Origin of the sequence: Streptomyces sp. NBC_01463 (assembly GCA_036227345.1) — a bacterium.
Classification (GTDB): Bacteria; Actinomycetota; Actinomycetes; order Streptomycetales; family Streptomycetaceae; genus Streptomyces.
In genome coordinates, this window is record CP109468.1 from 7,515,310 (window position 1) to 7,532,997 (window position 17,688).

Genomic DNA, 17,688 nt, shown 5'->3' on the forward strand with positions numbered 1-17,688 from the left:
TGTCACTCTGTGGCAGGGGATTGGCTGCCAACTATGGCCAATCCGAGGAAGGTGGACTGATTCTCATGGCGCAGTGGACTTCGGCCGTCGGTGCGGCACAGCTCGCCCGGCAGCTCCACGCCCAGCAGCCCCGGCCCGCGGGCCCCGGCACCCGCAGGCCGCCGGCCTACCGCGCGCTCGCCGACGGGATCAGGCTGCTCGTCCTCGAAGGCCGGGTCCCGGTCGCCGCCCGGCTGCCCGCCGAGCGCGAACTGGCGCTGGCCCTCTCCGTCAGCCGTACGACGGTCGCCGCCGCCTACGAGGCACTGCGGGCCGAGGGCTTCCTCGAGTCGCGGCGCGGGGCCGGCAGCTGGACGGCGGTGCCTGCGGGCAACCCGCTGCCCGCCCGCGGACTGGAACCGCTGCCGCCCGAGGCGCTCGGATCGATGATCGACCTGGGCTGCGCCTCGCTGCCCGCCCCCGAACCGTGGCTGACCCGGGCCGTCCAGGGCGCCCTGGAGGAGCTGGCGCCGTACGCGCACACCCACGGCGACTATCCGGCGGGGCTCCCCGCGCTGCGGCAGATGATCGCCGACCGGTACACCGCCGACGGCATCCCGACGATGCCCGAGCAGATCATGGTCACCACCGGGGCGATGGGCGCGATCGACGCGATCTGTCACCTCTTCGCGGGCCGCGGCGAACGGATCGCGGTGGAGTCCCCGAGCTACGCCAACATCCTCCAGCTGATGCGGGAGGCCGGCGCCCGTCTGGTGCCGGTGGCCATGGAGGAGGGGCTCGGCGGCTGGGACATGAACCGCTGGCGCCAGGTGCTGAGGGACGCGGCTCCCCGGCTCGCCTACGTCGTCGCGGACTTCCACAACCCGACCGGGGCGCTGGCCGACGAGGACCGCCGCCGCGCGTTGGTGGATGCCGCCCGCTCGGCCGGCACGGTCCTGGTCGTCGACGAGACGATGCACGAGCTGTACCTGGACGACGACGTGGACATGCCGCGCCGGGTCTGCGCCTTCGACCCGGCCGGCAGCACCGTCCTCACCGTCGGTTCGGCCAGCAAGGCCTTCTGGGCCGGGATGCGCATCGGCTGGGTGCGCGCCGCCCCGGACGTGATCCGCAGCCTGGTCGCCGCCCGTGCGTACGCGGACATGGGCACCCCGGTCCTCGAACAGCTGGCCGTCAACTGGCTGATGCGCACCGGCGGCTGGGAGCAGGCCGTGCAGATCCGCCGGGAGCAGGCGCGGGACAACCGGGACGCGCTCGTCACTGCGGTGCGCCGGGAGCTGCCGGACTGGGAGTTCGCGGTCCCGCGCGGCGGGCTGACGCTCTGGGTGCGCACCGGCGGCCTGTCCGGCTCGCGGCTCGCGGTGGCGGGGGAGCGGGTCGGGGTGCGGGTGCCGTCCGGGCCGCGGTTCGGGGTCGACGGAGCCTTCGAGGGTTATGTGCGGCTGCCGTTCACGGTCGGCGGTCCGGTGGCGGAGGAGGCGGCGCTTCGGCTCGCGGCCGCCGCCCAGCTGGTCGGCTCGGGCGCCGGCGCGGGGGCCGAGGCGCCCCGCACCTTCGTGGCCTGAGCGCCTGAATCCTGACAGGACGGAGGCGGGGGCCCGCGGATCCGCGGGCCCCCGCCTCCGTCCTGCTGTTCCGCCTGCTCAGTCGCTGAGGGCGAGTCCCTCGATGCCGACCGAGGCGGTCACGGTCTCCGCCGTCACCGGGTCGGGCACGTTCGCCTCGATCGCCGTACGCCGTTCTGGCAGCAGACCCAGCACCGCCTGGCGCTGTGCCTCGCTCGTCGCGTCGTCGTACGGATCGGGGGTGGCGGGGACCTGGATGCGCAGCACCGGGCCGGTGCCCAGGCGCGCGTACCCACGGCCGGGCGGGACGTCCGGGGTGGGGGTGGTGTGCGGTTCCAGGCCCAGGACCGACTCGATCTGGGCGGGGGAGCACTGGCCGAGCACGACCCGGGCCCTGGTGTGGGTCCGTACCGTCTCGCTCAGGCCGTCGAGTGTGTCGGACTGCTCGGTCATCACGACGGTGACATTGGCGGCCCGGCCGTGCCGCAGCGGCACCTGGAGCAGCTCCTGCGGATCGGGCCCGCCGTCGGCTGCGGCGAGGTGGCCGAGCACGCTCGGCCGGTCCAGCAGGATCCAGAGCGGGCGCCGGGTGTCCTCGGGCGCGGCGTGACCGGACTGCCGGGCCCGGTTGGCCTCGATGAGCCGCCGTTCCGTCTCGCTGGCCGCCCACTCCAGGGTGGACAGCGCGCCGGCGAGCCCGCACTCGACGGCCAGGACGCCCTCGCGTCCGGTGAAGCACGCGTACTCTCCGGTGCCGCTGCCCTCGATGATCAGGACGTCGCCCTGCTGGAGCGCCTGCAGGGCGATGGAGCGCATCAGCGTGGTGGTGCCGCTGCCGGGCTGGCCGGCGATCAGCAGGTGCGGCTCTGTGGAGCGGGCGCCGGTCCGCCAGACGACCCCGGGCGCGTCCCGGGTGTCGTCGCCGTCGCTGACCGGCACGGTGCGCTGCACCGCGTCCTCGTCGGTGAAGCCGAGGACGGTCTCGCCGGGGGCGGTGACGAAGCGCTGGGCGGTGATTGAGGTGGGCAGGGCGTCGAGCACGTTCATCACGAGCCGGTTGCCCTCCTCGTCCCAGCTGAAGCGGTACTCCCGGCCGCGGCCCGACTTGGCGTGCAGCAGCTGTTCGATCCGGGCCCGGGAGTCGGCCTCGCTGTCGGTGAAGTAGGCGGGGTACGTGACGCTGAGACGGCTGACACGGCCGTCTCCGTCGAACGCGTACCCACTGAAGACCTTGTCCCAGTCGCCGCCGTGGGCGAACAGCGGACTGGGGTCGTCGGCCGTCGAGAAGTACGGCACGAGCGCCTCGTACAGGGCTTGCAGGCGCCCGGTCTCCGCCTCGTCGGGGCCGGTCTTGACGGGTGTGCGTTCCCGTCCCTTCCATGCGGCTGCGCCCATCACCGTGACGAGAGCCAGGAGCGGCCCGTACGGGATGAGCGCGACCACGAGCACGCAGGCCGCGACGAGGAACAGCGTGGGACCACGCCGGTCCTTGGGCGTCGCGGCCCACTTCTGCCGTCCTGCACCGGCCAGCAGCCGCAGACCACGAGTGATCATGATCAGCGGATGGAGCACGTCGGTGGCGCTGTCGGCGGCCGTGCGCGCGAACTCTCGACTGCGAGTGATCGAAGCGCTGCCGCTGCTCAGAATGCGGGGGAGTGGTCGCCGGGCCACGTCTGTCTCCTGAAGGGGGTGGGAGCGGGAGCGGAGGGTCAGAACTTGATCCCGCCCAAGAGGCCGGCGAGGCTCGCTCCGCCCGCGGTGATGCTCGGTGCGATGGCGGTGCCGGCCAGGTAGAAGCCGAACAGGGCGGTGACGAGGGCGTGCGAAGCCTTGAGGCCGTCCTTCCTGAAGAACAGGAAGACGATGATGCCGAGGATGACGACGCCTGACATGGAAAGGATCATGAGTGGTTCTCCTGGTTGGGGGGACAGTCACCATGAGTCCTTCCAAGCTCACCGGAAGTATCTATAGGATAAAAGCTGCAATTGGGTGAAAAGTCGGTTTTTTCACTGGACTGGCGGACGCGGAGGCTCCGGTGGGCGGCCTCCGGCGTGACGGACATCTCTCCGCCGTCACACGACGTGATCATTTGCCAAGGGCGGGCCGGGGTATGTGAACCTCCTGGCAGTACCCTGTCGATTCACTCGTGCGGCCCACGCGGCACACGCCCCGGCGGGCCGGAGCCGGCCCGAACCGTTAATGGAAGGCGGTCCTCCGATGAGCGAAACCCCCGATCCCGAGGTGATCGAACTGGCGGCCAAGGTCTTCGACCTGGCACGGCAGGGCGACAGCGACGCGCTCGCCGCCTACGTCGACGCCGGAGTCCCGGTGAACCTCACCAACGACCGCGGCGACTCGCTCCTGATGCTCGCGGCCTACCACGGGCACGCGGCCGCCGTCACGGCCCTGACCTCCCGTGGCGCCGACGCGGACCGTGCCAACGACCGCGGCCAGACGCCGCTCGCCGGAGCCGTCTTCAAGGGCGAGGACGCGGTGATCAGGGCGCTGCTCGACGCGGGGGCCGATCCGGCGTCCGGAACACCCTCCGCGGTGGACACGGCGCGCATGTTCGGCAAGGCCGACCTGCTGGAACTCTTCGGCACCCGCTGACCGGGCTTCGCCGTAAATGTGGTCGCGGTGGCGAAATGGCTGGGTCATCATGACGTCGCGGGCCCGATTCGGGCCACCGACGAGAGGCAGGGAAGATGGTCTGCACCAGGCAGAAGACGGCGGTCGGCCGATCATGTTGCTGCGCGGTCTAGTGCCCACCCGGCACATGGAACTGCACAGTCCCGGTTGCGTCGACAGCTTGATGTGAGGCTTTCCCCATGTTCGATCCGTTCATAGCGCCGAGCGGCACGCTGCTCGGCCTGCTGCAGAGGGGCCGCGGCGACGGCACGCTCCACGCACTCGCCGCACCACGCCCCGAGGCCCTGGCGGCTCTCCATCACTGCGTCCTGAGCGATCCGCGTCACGACTGGCAGGTGGAGAACCGCTCCCTCTACTACGCACGTCTGTATCTCGATCTCGACGGCGGTATCGAGGAGATCGAGCGGCACCTGTTCGACGCCGACGACCACCTCGACACGGAGGACTCACGGACCGGCCTGGCCCTGGCGGTCCTCGGCCACCTCGCCTCCTACGGCCGCGACGACGCCTTGGACCTGCTGCGGCGCTACGCCGCGACCGGCTCCAACTGGGCGTGGGCCCTGGACGAGCTGGCGCTGCGCGACGACGACGCCGGACTCCGGTCACTCGCCGTACCCGTGCTCGCCCGCTTCCCGGACGACGCCGAGGGCCGCGCCGAGCTGGCCGCCACCGTCCGCGACGCCTTCGAGCCCCGGCCCTGGCGGCTCTGGGCCGACGACCCGCGTGAATCGGTCGGTGCCCGGGTGCGCGCAGCATCGGAGCAGGGTTCGTTCGACCGCTGGCAACGCCAGATGCGACCGGGCGGCCCCCGCCCCGGCTGGAGCGTCCAGGCCGTCTTCGACTGGGCCCAGGAAGGGCTCGACCGCGGCAGCGTCCTGCACGTGCCGGCCGCGCGCTGCCTCTCGGCGGTGGCCGGACCCGAGGACCGGCCCGTGATCGTCGAGGCCGCCCGCAGCGGTCCGGACGGCGCCCGCTGCGCCGCGCTGCACTACCTCGCGGCCGAGGTCCGGGACCCGGCCGTGCTCGACCTGATCGAGGCTGCGGCGGCCGGCGCCTCGCACGCCGTCGCCGAAGCGGCAGTCGCCGCCTTCGAGCGGATGTGCGGTGAGGACGCCGTGGAACGGGCCCGCCGCTGGGCCCGGCGGCCCGACGCGCTCGGCGCCTCGGCGGCAGGCGTACTGGCCGGCCGCGGCAGCGCCCAGGACGCGTCCCTGGTCCTCGGCGCCCTGCGCGACGCGGTACGCGGCGAGGGACCGGACGCACTCCGGCTGTGGACCCTCGTCGACGGCACCGGACGGCTCGGCATCGCCTGCGCCGCCCCCGTACTGCGCCACGTCTACCGCGAGACGTCCTCCTCCCATCTGCGGGGCAGGGCCGCCAGGGCCCTCGCCGCCACCGACCCCTCCTTCGCCACCGGCTTCGCCGTCGAATGCCTGTGGGACTGCGAGGAGACGACCCGGGAGGTCGCCGCACGCCATGCGGAGACCGGCGACATCAGGGTGGCCGAACGGCTGCGCAGGCTGGCCGCCGATCCGGCCGAGGAGGCCGAGGTGCAGTCGGCGGTACGCAGCAGGATCGGGCCGGACGCACCGGCGCTCTGACAGCGCCGGCCACCCTGCCGCCGCACCCCGGGCCGGGGCATGACCGACTCCGGGGCAAGCGGCCGCATCTGCGCCGTTTCGACCGTTGTCAGTCCGAGGACCTAATCTGTCCAGCGTGACTTCGCCTGCCTACACGGACAACGCCGCGCACCGGCTCGGCGCGGGGCCGCGGCCCGCACCCGGCCCGGCCGCCGACGAGGGGCTCTCGCGGCGGCTGCGCGCTCTCGCCTGCACCGCGCCGCTGCACGACCTCGACGTGCGCAAGGCGAACCTCGCCGGTGAGTACACGGTGTACGCGATGTCCGAGGTCGCCCTCGCGGCGATCGACCTCGTCACCCTGAACATGGACTTCGACACCGGCGCCGACCACGACCAGATAGTGGCCAGACTGCTCCCGCGCGTCGCCGCGCAGGCCCCCCGCCGCCCCGTCGCGGAGCACGAACGGGTCGCCCGCTGGGTGCTGGAGAACCTGATCAACGTCGGCAGTGTGGACCGCGGCTTCCGCGCGGTGTACGGCACCTTCGGGCCCGACGGCGTCTACGTCCGCCGGGACTACGACTTCAAGCTCATCGAGGAAGTCCCGGGATACGGCGGCAGCGTCTATCTGCGCGCCACCGACGAAGCGGTCAACGTCCTGGTCGGCGCGCTCGACACGGACGTCACCAGCGCCCAGATCGCCGCCGAGGTGAAGCTGGAGGTCCTGATCAGCCGCGGCCGCCTCGCCGACGCCCAGCTCGCCGCGGAACAGGCCCGCTACCGGACCGTGCAGTACGCGGAGACCCTCCGCAAGACCCTCGACGCGACCCGGCGCAACGTCCGAGCGGTCGACTGGCTCAACGCCGTGCCCGACATGATCGCCGAGGCCCTCGACCACGTGGCCGACCGCTACCGCCACGAGAACGCGATCCTCACCAACATCCGCAAGGCCCGCGACGAGGCGGAGGAACCCGAGCACAAGCGCCGGGCCGCCGAGCTCGTCGACATCGTCAAGGACTGCATCCGCCGCCACACCCAGCTCCAGTCCCGGCTGCTGGAGGCCGGACCGCTGTTCCGCGCCGAGCAGGACCGGCAGTCCTTCGCCGCGCCGGCCGCCCGCACCGGGCTCGATCTGTACGGGCAGCTCCTGGCCCCGCTGCTGCCGCTCCCCGTCGAGCAGGCGATCCGGGCCACCGACGCGTTCTTCGCCCGGGGCACCGGCCTGCGCACCCCCACCTCGGTCCGGGTGGGAGACCTCGTCGACATGCTGCTCACCCCGCCCCTGGAACGCGAACACCTGGGCGCCGAGATGCCCGAACCCGACCTGATCGCCACCCCGGACGACAGCCGGTTCAGCGAGGAGCAGCTCGCCTCCGCCATGGAGCTGCTCGACCTGGAGCACGACGCCCCACGCCGCCTGTCGGGACTCCTGGCCGAGGCCCGGCGGCGCGACACGGAGCTGCCCTACCTGGTCGCCCTGCTCGCGGTGCACGCCGCGAGCCCCCCGGTCGGCACCGCCTACCGGCAGGGCGAGCGACGCCTCCTGTTCTCCGTCGACGACGGCACGGTGCTCGACGACACCGAGTTCGGCGGCGCCGACCTGATCGTGGGGACGGCACTGCTGGACGCGGTGGGGATGGCGGCCGACCGCTCGGAGGCGACATGAGGCGCCCCGGACCGGCCCCGGGCGCCTGCGCGGGAGCCGGGCCCGTGCCGGCGGCCGCCGCCACCCCGGCCGTCGTTCATCCCGTACCGAAGACTTTCCGCAACAAGGAGCGAACGTCGTGAGCGACCACCGCGCAGAGCACGCCGAAGCGTGGAGCGACCCGACCGCCGCACACCCGGCCGACCGGGCGGCCGCGCACCCCGCCGACCGGCCGGCGGCACAGCCGGCTTCGGCGGTCGTCACCCCGGCCGACGCCGCCGACGCCGCCCGGCTCGTCGCCTTCGGGCTCCAGCCCAAGCTCCTGCCGGCCCGCGACGCCGAATACGCCGAACTGCTGCGCCGCTACCGGGAGGAGTCCGCCTTCGCCCGGCTCGCCGACGCCGTCGCCACCGGTCTCGGCCTCGTCGTGCTGGAGGTGTCCACCCGGGCGGGCATGGCCGTGACGGCGGGCGAGGACTCGGTCTTCGCCGTCCGCATGGGTGACTACGCCCGCCGGGCCTCCTCGGACTCCGCCGACCGCTTCCTGCACGGCCTGGCCCATCTGGCCGTCGCCGCGATGGCCTTCCCGCGCCCCGAGGACCTCGCCGACGACGCGTACATCGGCCGGATCACGGTCAACGGCGTCGACGCCTTCGTCCGCCAGGCCTGCCACCGGCTGGAGGAGCGCGCGGAGGAGCACGGCGACAACACCGACCCGGCCAGTGACGCCCCCGGACTGGAGGCGAGCTGGCGGATCTACGCCCGGCGCAGCGCCACCGGCGCGACGAAGGACGCCCGCCGGCTGGCCGGTTCCACCACCGGCATCGTCGGCAAGGCCGTGGCCTTCCTCACCGACTCCGGCTTCCTCCAGCGCACCGGGGACGACGCCGGAGGCGCCTTCCGCACCACCGCCCGCTACCAGCTCCAGGTCCGCGACATGGCCGGCAGCGCCGCCATGGCCGAACTGCTGGAGCTGGGCGTGGTGCCGGTCACCGACGGATCGGCGACGCTGCTGCCGCCACCGGACCCCGACGACCTGGAGCTGGCGGCCGACGCCGGTCTGCCCTTCCACAGCTGACCGGCCCCCCCCCGCCGCCCGGGGCCCGGCACTGCCGGCCCCGCCACCGACATCGCCTTCCCGCTGTCCGAACGACGAGAGTCCGCCGCCATGTACGAGCTGTCCCGGGTCCGCCTCTACTCCATCGGGCCTGCCGGTGCGCGCTACGCCGACACCGTGCTTGACCTGCGCGGAGTCGGCGAGCCCGTGCCCCACCCCGCACCGGCACAGGCGGAGTTCTTCGAGGACGAGCCGGTCGGCCCGCCGCGCCGCCCCGCCCCCGCCGGGGTGCTCTTCCTGGAGAACGGCGGCGGCAAGTCCGTCCTGCTGAAGCTGATCTTCTCGGTGATGCTGCCCGGCCACCGCAACACCCTGGGCGGCGCGAGCTCCGGCGTCCTGCGCAAGTTCCTGCTCGCCGAGGACTGCGGGCACGTCGCGCTGGAGTGGCAGCACACCCTGACCGGCGAATGCGTCGTCGTCGGCAAGGTCAGCGAGTGGCGGGGACGCCAGGTCTCCAACGACCCGAGGAAGTTCGCCGAGGCCTGGTACTCCTTCCGCCCCGGGCCCGGGCTCAGCCTCGACTCGCTGCCCGTCGCCGAGGCCACCTCGGTCGGCCGTCCCGCCGAAGGCGTCTCCGGCGCCCGCGGCCGGCGCCGCACCATGAAGGGTTTCCGCGACGCGCTCACCGAGGCGGGCAAGTTCTACCAGCACCTCGACGTGCACTGGGAGGAGATCCACGACCGCTGGAACGAGCACCTCGGAGACCTGGGCCTGGACCCCGAACTCTTCCGCTACCAGCGCGAGATGAACGCCGACGAGGGCGAGGCCGCCGGACTCTTCGCCGTCAAGAAGGACTCCGACTTCACCGATCTGCTGCTGCGCGCCGTCACCGACACCCGTGACACCGACGGCCTCGCCGACCTCGTCAGCGGCTTCGGCAACAAGCTGGGCCGCCGCGCCGAGCTCACCGCCGAACGCGACTTCACCGCGGGCTCCGTCGACCTGCTCGGCCGCATCGTCGAGGCCGCCGGAACGCGCTCCCGCACCCGGGACATCCACGCCGGCGCCGAACGCCGCACCCGCAACCTGGCCCGCCGGCTCTCCGCCCGCGCCGGACTGGAGCGCGGCCGCACCGCGGAGCTCGCCCAGCAGGTCACCGGCGCCGCCCACACCGTCACCGGTGCCGAGGAGACCCGCGGCCGCAGCGCCCTCATCGCCGCCGAACTCGCCTACCGGCACGCCTCACTGGCCCTGACCGCGGCCGAGAAGAGCGCCGCCGCCCAGCGCCGCGAACTGGGCGACGCCCGCACCCTGCACTCCGCCTGGCAGGCCGCCGAGGCCGTGCTCCGCCACCGGGCCGCGGCCGACCGCTCCGCCCGCGTCGCCGTCGCGATCCGCGAGGCCGAGCGGGACGCCGCCCCGGCCCTCGCCGCCCGCGCGACCGCCGCCGCCGATCTCGTACGGGCCCTGCACACCGCCGCCGAAGCGGGCGAGAGCGTGGCCAACGAGGAGGAGGAGCGCTCCGACACCCTCCAGAGCGCGGGCGAGGCCGCCCACCGCGACGCCACCACCGCCGCCACCGAGGCCCAGCGCGCCCGCAGCGAGGCCGGCCATCTGCGCCAGCGCCTCGCGGAGGTGGAGCAGGAGACCGCCGAAGCCGTCCGGGCGGGCTGGCTGGACGACACCGCGCCCAACGCGGACCCGGCCCGCGCCGCGCTCGCCGCGAACGATGCCGAGAAGTCCGCGGTGGCCGCCTGGGACACCGCCCGTGAGGCCGCCGGAGCCGCCGCTGACCGGTCCAGGCAGGCCGCCGCCGCCGAGAGCCGGGCCGAACTCGCCGCCGCCCGCGCCGCCGACGGCGCCCGGGCCTCGGAACAGGCCTACGAGGCCGAGCTCAGGGCCGCCGAGTCGATCGCGGCCGACCACCGTCTCGCCGATCTGCTCGGCCTGCCCACGGCGGGCGGAGTTCCCCGGCCCCGCCGGGGCGCACCCGGCGCTCCGGACGGCGCCGAGGACCAGCAGCGGAGCGACCGGGGCACGTCCGCCACCTCCGCGGCTGACGGGCCCGGATCGCCCGCCGCCACCCACACCGACGCGACCGCGACCACCGAACAGGCCCTCTCCGCCGACGAGTTCGACCGCAACGCCGACGAACTGCGGGACCTGCTCGACCAGGGCGTGGCCACCGCCGAACGGCGCCTCTTCGAACTGCGCACCGCGGCAGCCGACGACTCCCGCATCCTGGGCGCCCTCGGCGACGGCGGACTGCTGCCGCCCGGCCCCGACGTCCTCGCCACCGTCGAATACCTCGGCGAACACGGCATCCCGGCGCTGCCCGGCTGGCGCTACCTCGCCCAGGCCGTCGACCCCGCCGACCACGCGGCCGTACTCGCGGCCCGCCCCGAGCTCGTCGACGGCGTCGTCATCACCGACCCGGACGCGCACACCCGCGCCCGTGACGTCCTCGGTGCCGCCGCCCTGCTGCCGCGCTCCGCCGTGGCCGTGGGCACCGCCGCAGCCCTGCTCGCCCCCGTCCCGGACCCCGGCACCGGATCCGCCGACACCGACGGGGTGTTCCTCGTCCCGCCGAACCCGGCGATGCACGACGAGCACGCCGCAGACGAGGAGCGGCACGCGCTCCGCAGCCGGACCGCGGCCCGCGACGAGGACATCCGCACCCTGGCCGCCCGTCTCACCGCGGACCGCGCGCTCGCCGCCCGTATCGGCTCCTGGCGCGCCGACTGCCCGCCCGGCATGCTCACCGAACTCGCCGAAGCGGCCGGCACCGCCCGCGCGGCTGCCGAGACCGCGGAGGCCGTCCTCGCCGAGGCCCGTACGGTGCGTGCCGAGGCCGACGAGGCCGCCGCCGACACCGCCCGGGTCCGCGACGAGCGCCAGGAGGCCGCCCAGCGCGCCCGCCGCGCAGCCGACGCACTCGCCGGACTCGCCTTCCGGCTGCGCGAACGGGCCGGCTGGCAGGCGAAGCTGCGCGAACTGGTCGACGAGGCGGCCGAGTCCGAGGCCCGCGCCACCGTCTGCCTGGAGCGCGCCCGCGCCGCCGACGAGGACCGCAGGGCCGCCCAGCGCGCCGCCGACGACGCCCGCCGCACCGCCCGCGCCCTGCGGGCCGAACGGGCCGATATCGCGGGCGCGCCCGAGCACCTCCCGGAGCCCGATGCGGACGCTCCGCGGCACGCCCTGCCCGCCCTGCGCGAGGCCTACCGGGCGGCGTCCCAGCTCTACGAGAAGGTCGGCGTCGGCGCCGACCTGCGCGCCGAACAGGCCCGCGCGGAGAGCGACGAGAGTGCCGCACTGGCCGAACTCGACCGGCTCACCAACAAGGTCCGCACCCGGGCCGCCCTCCTCCTGGAAGGCACGGACGGGGCCGACGGCCCGTCCCGGCAGGCCGCTGCCGCCCGCGCCGAATCCCTCGTCCAGCTCCTGGAGACGCGCGCCTCGGCCGCCAGTGAGCAGCTGGGCCGCCTGCGCGGCGAGGCCGAGCGGCTGGCGCCCGACGACGGCGAGAGCCTGCACACCGAACTCCCCGACGGCCAGGTCCCGGCCGACGCCGAACAGGCCCAGACGCTGCTGCGCACCGCGACGGCCGAGCTCGCCGCCGCCACCGCCGCCCTGGACACCGCCCGGGCCGCCCACGCCGAACTGCTCCACGCCCACCGCACGGCCGAGGACTCGGCAGGCGGCTTCGACGAGACCGCCGCGCTCCTCCGGGACCTGCTGAGGGACCACGGCACGGAGGACGAGCCCGAGACCCCCGAGCCGTACCCGGGCAGCCTGGAGGAGGCCCGGCAGTCCGCGGCCGAGGCCCGCCGCTCACTGCGTGGCTGCGCCGCCGACCTGTCCACCGCCGAAGCGGCCGTGCGGGAGGCGAGCGACATCCTCGTCCGGCACGCCAACTCCACCCGCTACGAACAGGTCCGCACCCCCGCCCGCCAGCAGATCCGCGAACTCCCGGCCGCCGCGCTGCCCGAGCACGCGGAGAAGTGGGCGACCGCCTTCGCCCCCCGGCTGCGGGTCCTCACCGACGAACTGGCCCAGCTGGAGCGCAACCGCGACTCCATCGTCGACCGGCTGCGCGGGCTGGTGGACTCCGCGCTCACCACACTCCGCTCCGCCCAGCGCCTCTCCCGGCTCCCCGAGGGCCTGGGGGAGTGGTCCGGACAGGAATTCCTCCGGATCCGCTTCGAGGAACCCGACCAGGCCACCCTCACCGAACGCCTCGGCGAGGTCATCGACGAGGCCACCAAGGCGGCCCTGAAGAAGAACTCCGACCTCCGCCGCGACGGCATGTCCCTGCTGCTGCGCGGCGTACAGGCGGCGTTGGAGCCCCGCGGCATCGCCGTGGAGATCCTCAAGCCGGACGCCGTGCTCCGCGCCGAGCGGGTGCCGGTGGGACAGATGGGCGACGTCTTCTCCGGCGGTCAGCTGCTCACCGCGGCCATCGCGCTGTACTGCACGATGGCCGCCCTGCGGAGCAACGACCGGGGCCAGGACCGGCACCAGCACCGCCACGCGGGCACGCTGTTCCTCGACAACCCGATCGGCCGCGCCAACGCCACGTATCTGCTGGAGCTCCAGCGCGCGGTGTCGGATGCGCTGGGCGTCCAGCTGCTCTACACCACCGGCCTCTTCGACACGACGGCACTCGCCGAATTCCCGCTGGTGATCAGGTTGCGCAACGACGCGGACCTGCGGGCCGGACTGAAGTACATCAGCGTCGAGGAGCACCTGCGCCCCGGGCTGCCCCAGCAGGATCCCGGCACCGAGACGGTCCACGGGGAGATCACCGCGACCCGCATGTTCAAGCGGACCGCGCCGAAGCCGGACGTGCCCGCGGCCCGCAGCGAGGGCGAGCCCCGCACCGCGGCGGAACCCGGCACGGCCCCGTAGCCGCGGACTCCCGGCGGCCGGGCGGGACCCACGCCCGGCGCGAGCGGGGCGGTGGGCGGGACGCGGTCAGGCCCGGGAGAGCCGGTGCCCCGGGTCCTGCCGGCGTATCCGTGTGCCGTCCCGCTCGGCGGTCCGCGCGGCCCGCCTCGCCCTGCGCCGCTCACGGCGCAGCTGCCGGGCCGAGCTGCTCGGGACCGACACCACGCCGTTGCGCTGGTTCCACACCTGGCGGGTGACCCACACGTCCAGCACCGACCAGGTCGCGACCACCGTGCTGGCCACACTGCTGAGCACCATCGGGAAGGCCAGCCAGGACCCCGCCAACGAGGCGAGGAAGGCGACCATCGCCTGGATGAGTGTCAGCGACATGATGAGTACGGCCCGCACGGCGGCCCTGCGTACCGGATCCGGCATCCGCCGGCGCAGCGCCGGTTCCTCGAACCAGAGCTGCTGCCGGGGAATGACCGGCGGGCCCTGCTTTCCCGGGTCCGCGGCGCCGGCCTCTTCCGCAGCCCGGGCCTGCGACGCCTGCGCCGCGCCATGACGCGCTTGCGTGTCCAACGACTTTCAACTCCCCACCGCTGTCCGACTTCAGGGTTGCTGCCCCGCATGCACCCTTTCTACGCGGACGGACTGTCCCGTCCTGCTCAAGTGCACCTCTGCAGCTCTCCTGCCCCCGTACAGACAGACGAGTGCCGGTCCGTGAAGATTCCCTCGGAATGGCACGGAACGAAGAGTTCCAGCCAACCGCTGCGGGGAGGAATATGCCGCTCTGGCGGGCCTCTTCTGTCGCTTTCGCGAATTTCATCTCCCGGAATACCGGGACAAGTCATGGTCAACTCCCAGTAAGGCGGCCGAAAATCGTCCGGACATGCCTTCGAGTTGTCTGTGTGTCGGTAGTAGGCTCGCGCCGTTTGTTGACGGAACACGATTCCCGCACCGCGGGGCCGAGCTGGGGGAGGCCATGCGCTTTCGCGGAAAGTCCATCCGCAGGAAGATCGTGGCGTTGCTTCTGGTGCCGCTCGTCTCCCTCACCGCACTCTGGGGCTTCGCCACCTATCTCACGGGACGTGAGGCCGGGCAGCTCCTGAGCGCGAGCACCGTCGTGGAGAAGGTCGGCCACCCCCTGGAGGACACGGTCAGGGCGGTCCAGAACGAGCGCCGCCAGACCCTGGTCTTCCTCGCCGACCCGCGCGCGTCCGACGCCCTGCCGGTCCTGCGCAGGCAGCGCGTGGTCACCGACCGCGTCGTGGAACGCGTCAACACGAGCGCCCAGCAGGACGACATCCGCGACGCCCTGAGCACCGACGCGGAATCGCAGCTCGGCTCGATCCTCGGCGCCGTCGAGGAACTCGACGCCCTCCGGGACTCCGTCGACCGGCGCACCATCGGCCGGGCGAAGGCGATGGACTACTACAACCGCCTCATCGACCCCTGCTACCTCTTCCTGACCGGTCTCCACACGATGGAGAACGTCTCGATGGACAAGCAGGTCCGGGCGCTGACCGGTGTCTCACGGGCCCGCGAGATGCTCTCCAGGGAAGACGCGCTGGTCGCCTCGGGACTCCTGGCGGGGCGGTTCACCGCCCCCGAGCTCCGGCAGGTCTCCGACCTCGTGGCCAAGCGCGAGCTGCTGTACGAGATCAACCTCCAGGTCCTCCCCGAGTCCGAGCGCCGCCGCGTCGAGCAGTACTGGACCGGCCCCGACAGCGAACCGCTGCGCACCGCCGAGGACAAGCTCATCGCCCAGGGCGCCACCCGCGACTCCCGCGCGCTGGACGCCGCCCGCTGGCAGCAGGTCGCCCCACCGGTCCTGGACCGGCTGGCCAACGACTCGACGGAGATGAACAACCGCTTCCAGGACCGCGGCCGGCCCGCCGGCTACGGCGTCCTGATCAAGGCCGGGGTCGCCGGCGTCCTCGGCTTCCTGGCCCTGCTCGTCTCCGTCTTCGTCTCCGTGCGCATCGGCCGCGAACTCGTCCGTGACCTCTCCCGGCTGCGCAAGGACGCCCACGAGGTCTCCGGGGTCCGGCTGCCGAGCGTGATGCGCCGGCTCGCCGCCGGCGAACAGGTCGACGTCGAGACCGAGTCCCCGCACCTGAGTTACGAACGCGACGAGATCGGCCAGGTCGGCCAGGCACTGAACACCCTGCAGCGCGCCGCGGTCGAGGCGGCCGTCAAGCAGGCGGACATGCGCCGCGGCGTCTCCGAGGTGTTCGTCAACCTCGCCCGACGCAACCAGGTCCTCCTGCACCGCCAGCTGACGCTCCTGGACACCATGGAGCGCCGCACCGAGAACACCGACGAACTCGCGGACCTGTTCCGCCTCGACCACCTCACCACCCGGATGCGGCGCCACGCCGAGGGCCTCGTGATCCTCTCCGGAGCCGCCCCGTCCCGGCAGTGGCGCAAGCCCATCCAGCTCATGGACGTGGTGCGCGCGGCGGTCGCCGAGGTGGAGGACTACGAACGCATCGAGGTCCGCAGGCTCCCGCGGATCGGCGTGGGCGGCCCCGCCGTGGCCGACCTCACCCACCTCATCGCCGAACTCCTGGAGAACGCCACGGTGTTCTCGCCCCCGCACACCGCGGTCCAGGTGCACGGCGAGCAGGTCGCCAACGGCTTCACCCTCGAAATCCACGACCGCGGCCTCGGCATGCCCCCCGAGGTGCTCCTGGACGCCAACCTCCGGCTCGCCGAGACCCCCGAGTTCGAACTCTCGGACACCGACCGGCTCGGCCTCTTCGTCGTCAGCCGGCTGGCGCAACGGCAGAACGTCCGGGTGTCGCTCCAGACCTCCCCGTACGGCGGCACCACCGCCGTCGTCTTCATCCCGGCACCGTTGCTCACGGACGCCCCGGACTCGCACGGGAGCGGATTCCGCCTCGACCGCAGGTCCGAGAAGGCCATCGCCAGCAGCAGGCCGGGCAGCGCCCCGAAGGACGGCCGGGGCGAGGACTCCTCCGACCGCCGGCTCACCGCCGCCCGCCCGCCGGAGCGGCCCGGCAGCCTCTCACCGGTCCCCAGCGGGCTCGCGGACCCGGCCCTGCTGGACGGTCCGGTGGAGCTCGAAGGACCGGTCGCACCGCTGGACTTCGACCGTGATCCGGTCCTCGAAGCCGTCGCGGGCCGGGGCCTGGACCCCGCACTCGACGGCGTCTCCGACCTGGACGACACCGAGAGCGAACGAGGCGGCATCTTCCGCGCCCGCGAGCTCCGCCGCGAAGGCGACCACGAGCAGCACCAGCAGGCCGCCGACCACACGGCGGGACCGGACGGTGTGCGGGCCCTGCGGCCGGACGGGGTACGCCCGCTGCCCCGCCGCACCCCGCCGACCCTCGTCACCGACCGGGGCCGCCGGGTCGACGAGAGCGGCCGCGCCCACCCGTCGAACGCCGAGCAGGAGCCCGCCCGCCCCGCCACCGGCCCCGTCCCGTCCGTGGACCGGCGCCGCCCCACCGAGCCCCGGCAGCCCAGCGGCTTCCGGACACCCGCCGGGCCCGCCACGCCGTCGGTACCGGCGCCCCGGTCCTCCACATCAGCCGTGCCGTCCGCGTCGTCGGTGCCGTCGGGGCAGGCCGCGCCCGACACCGTGGGCGGACTGCCCCGCCGCATCCGGCAGGCCAGCCTCGCCCCGCAGCTCCGCGAGGGCTCGGCGCACACCGCCGGGCCGGATCCGGTGGAGAGCGCCGAGGACATCGAGCGGGACGCGGACGAGGTACGCAGCCGCATGGCCTCGCTCCAGCGCGGCTGGCAGCGTGGACGCCTGCAGAACGCCGAGGACGTGACCGGCCCCGGCGACACAGCTCAAGGAACCACTTCGGGAGGGGACGGTCCATGACCGCACCGCACGCCTCAGCACTCAACTCCGCACGACAGGGGTCGGGTGAACTCAACTGGCTCCTGGACGAACTCGTCGAACGCGTCGCCAGCATCCGCAAGGCGCTGGTGCTCTCCAGCGACGGTCTCCCCACCGGCGCGTCCAAGGACCTGACCCGGGAGGACGGTGAGCACCTGGCCGCCGTCGCCTCCGGGTTCCACAGCCTCGCCAAGGGCGTCGGCCGCCACTTCGACGCGGGCAGGGTCCGGCAGACGGTCGTCGAGCTCGACGAGGCGTTCCTCTTCGTCACCGCGGCCGGCGACGGCAGCTGTCTCGCCGTACTGGCCGACTCGGACTCGGACGTGGGGCAGGTGGCGTACGAGATGACGCTGATGGTCAAGCGCGTGGGTGCCCACCTGGCCAACGCTCCCCGGACGACCGGTCTGCCCTCCGGAGGGTGAGTGGAT

The 17,688-nt window shown here is 73.7% G+C and carries 11 protein-coding genes; 8 read left to right on the forward strand and 3 right to left on the reverse strand.

The features are described 5' to 3' along the window. Positions 1–65 precede the first annotated feature (65 nt). Positions 66–1,565 carry a PLP-dependent aminotransferase family protein gene (locus OG521_33255; protein WUW25367.1) on the forward strand — a complete coding sequence of 500 codons (1,500 nt, stop codon included), beginning with the start codon at positions 66–68 and terminating at the stop codon, positions 1,563–1,565. A gap of 78 nt (positions 1,566–1,643) precedes the next feature. Here the strand turns inward: OG521_33255 and OG521_33260 are convergent, their stop codons facing one another. Both OG521_33260 and OG521_33265 read right to left on the reverse strand, forming a co-directional pair. Then, on the reverse strand, positions 1,644–3,236 hold the full coding sequence (locus OG521_33260) for a type IV secretory system conjugative DNA transfer family protein (GenBank protein ID WUW25368.1): 1,593 nt from the start codon (positions 3,234–3,236) through the stop codon (positions 1,644–1,646). A gap of 38 nt (positions 3,237–3,274) precedes the next feature. Beyond that, entirely contained in the window at positions 3,275–3,469 is a 195-nt protein-coding gene (locus tag OG521_33265; protein WUW25369.1) for a hypothetical protein, read from the reverse strand. 313 nt (positions 3,470–3,782) lie between these two features. Here OG521_33265 and OG521_33270 point away from each other — a divergent pair, with 313 nt between their 5' ends. From OG521_33270 to OG521_33290, 5 genes are all read left to right on the forward strand, one after another. Next, positions 3,783–4,175, forward strand: a complete 393-nt coding sequence (locus OG521_33270; GenBank protein WUW25370.1) for an ankyrin repeat domain-containing protein — start codon at positions 3,783–3,785, stop codon at positions 4,173–4,175. Between the two features lie 218 nt (positions 4,176–4,393). Further along, positions 4,394–5,815, forward strand: a complete 1,422-nt coding sequence (locus OG521_33275; protein ID WUW25371.1) for a HEAT repeat domain-containing protein — start codon at positions 4,394–4,396, stop codon at positions 5,813–5,815. Between the two features lie 115 nt (positions 5,816–5,930). Further along, positions 5,931–7,457, forward strand: a complete 1,527-nt coding sequence (locus OG521_33280) for a hypothetical protein (protein WUW25372.1) — start codon at positions 5,931–5,933, stop codon at positions 7,455–7,457. Positions 7,458–7,575: 118 nt separating this feature from the next. After that, positions 7,576–8,514: a hypothetical protein gene (locus OG521_33285; protein ID WUW25373.1), complete on the forward strand. Its 939-nt coding sequence runs from the start codon at positions 7,576–7,578 to the stop codon at positions 8,512–8,514. 90 nt (positions 8,515–8,604) lie between these two features. After that, entirely contained in the window at positions 8,605–13,401 is a 4,797-nt protein-coding gene (locus OG521_33290) for a hypothetical protein (protein ID WUW25374.1), read from the forward strand. A 66-nt stretch (positions 13,402–13,467) separates the two neighbouring features. On the opposite strand, the gene OG521_33295 is transcribed toward OG521_33290, so the two are convergent. Then, the gene (locus OG521_33295) at positions 13,468–13,863 is read right to left on the reverse strand and encodes a hypothetical protein (protein ID WUW26887.1); all 396 of its coding nucleotides are present in this window, start codon (positions 13,861–13,863) and stop codon (positions 13,468–13,470) included. Between the two features lie 502 nt (positions 13,864–14,365). Here OG521_33295 and OG521_33300 point away from each other — a divergent pair. Together OG521_33300 and OG521_33305 are read left to right on the forward strand one after the other, a co-directional pair. Continuing rightward, positions 14,366–17,242, forward strand: a complete 2,877-nt coding sequence (locus OG521_33300; GenBank protein ID WUW25375.1) for a nitrate- and nitrite sensing domain-containing protein — start codon at positions 14,366–14,368, stop codon at positions 17,240–17,242. After that, positions 17,239–17,682 carry a roadblock/LC7 domain-containing protein gene (locus tag OG521_33305; protein WUW25376.1) on the forward strand — a complete coding sequence of 148 codons (444 nt, stop codon included), beginning with the start codon at positions 17,239–17,241 and terminating at the stop codon, positions 17,680–17,682. Before OG521_33300 ends, OG521_33305 begins: the two co-directional genes overlap by 4 nt. The last annotated feature ends 6 nt before the right edge of the window (positions 17,683–17,688 follow it).

What these genes read in the sequence shown, in the direction of transcription:
- OG521_33290 (WUW25374.1), top strand. Translation starts at nt 8,605, where the DNA reads ATGTACGAGCTGTCCCGGGTCCGCCTCTACTCCATCGGGCCTGCCGGT.
- OG521_33265 (WUW25369.1), bottom strand. Translation starts at nt 3,469, where the DNA reads ATGATCCTTTCCATGTCAGGCGTCGTCATCCTCGGCATCATCGTCTTC.
- OG521_33255 (WUW25367.1), top strand. Translation starts at nt 66, where the DNA reads ATGGCGCAGTGGACTTCGGCCGTCGGTGCGGCACAGCTCGCCCGGCAG.
- OG521_33305 (WUW25376.1), top strand. Translation starts at nt 17,239, where the DNA reads ATGACCGCACCGCACGCCTCAGCACTCAACTCCGCACGACAGGGGTCG.
- OG521_33275 (WUW25371.1), top strand. Translation starts at nt 4,394, where the DNA reads ATGTTCGATCCGTTCATAGCGCCGAGCGGCACGCTGCTCGGCCTGCTG.
- OG521_33270 (WUW25370.1), top strand. Translation starts at nt 3,783, where the DNA reads ATGAGCGAAACCCCCGATCCCGAGGTGATCGAACTGGCGGCCAAGGTC.
- OG521_33300 (WUW25375.1), top strand. Translation starts at nt 14,366, where the DNA reads ATGCGCTTTCGCGGAAAGTCCATCCGCAGGAAGATCGTGGCGTTGCTT.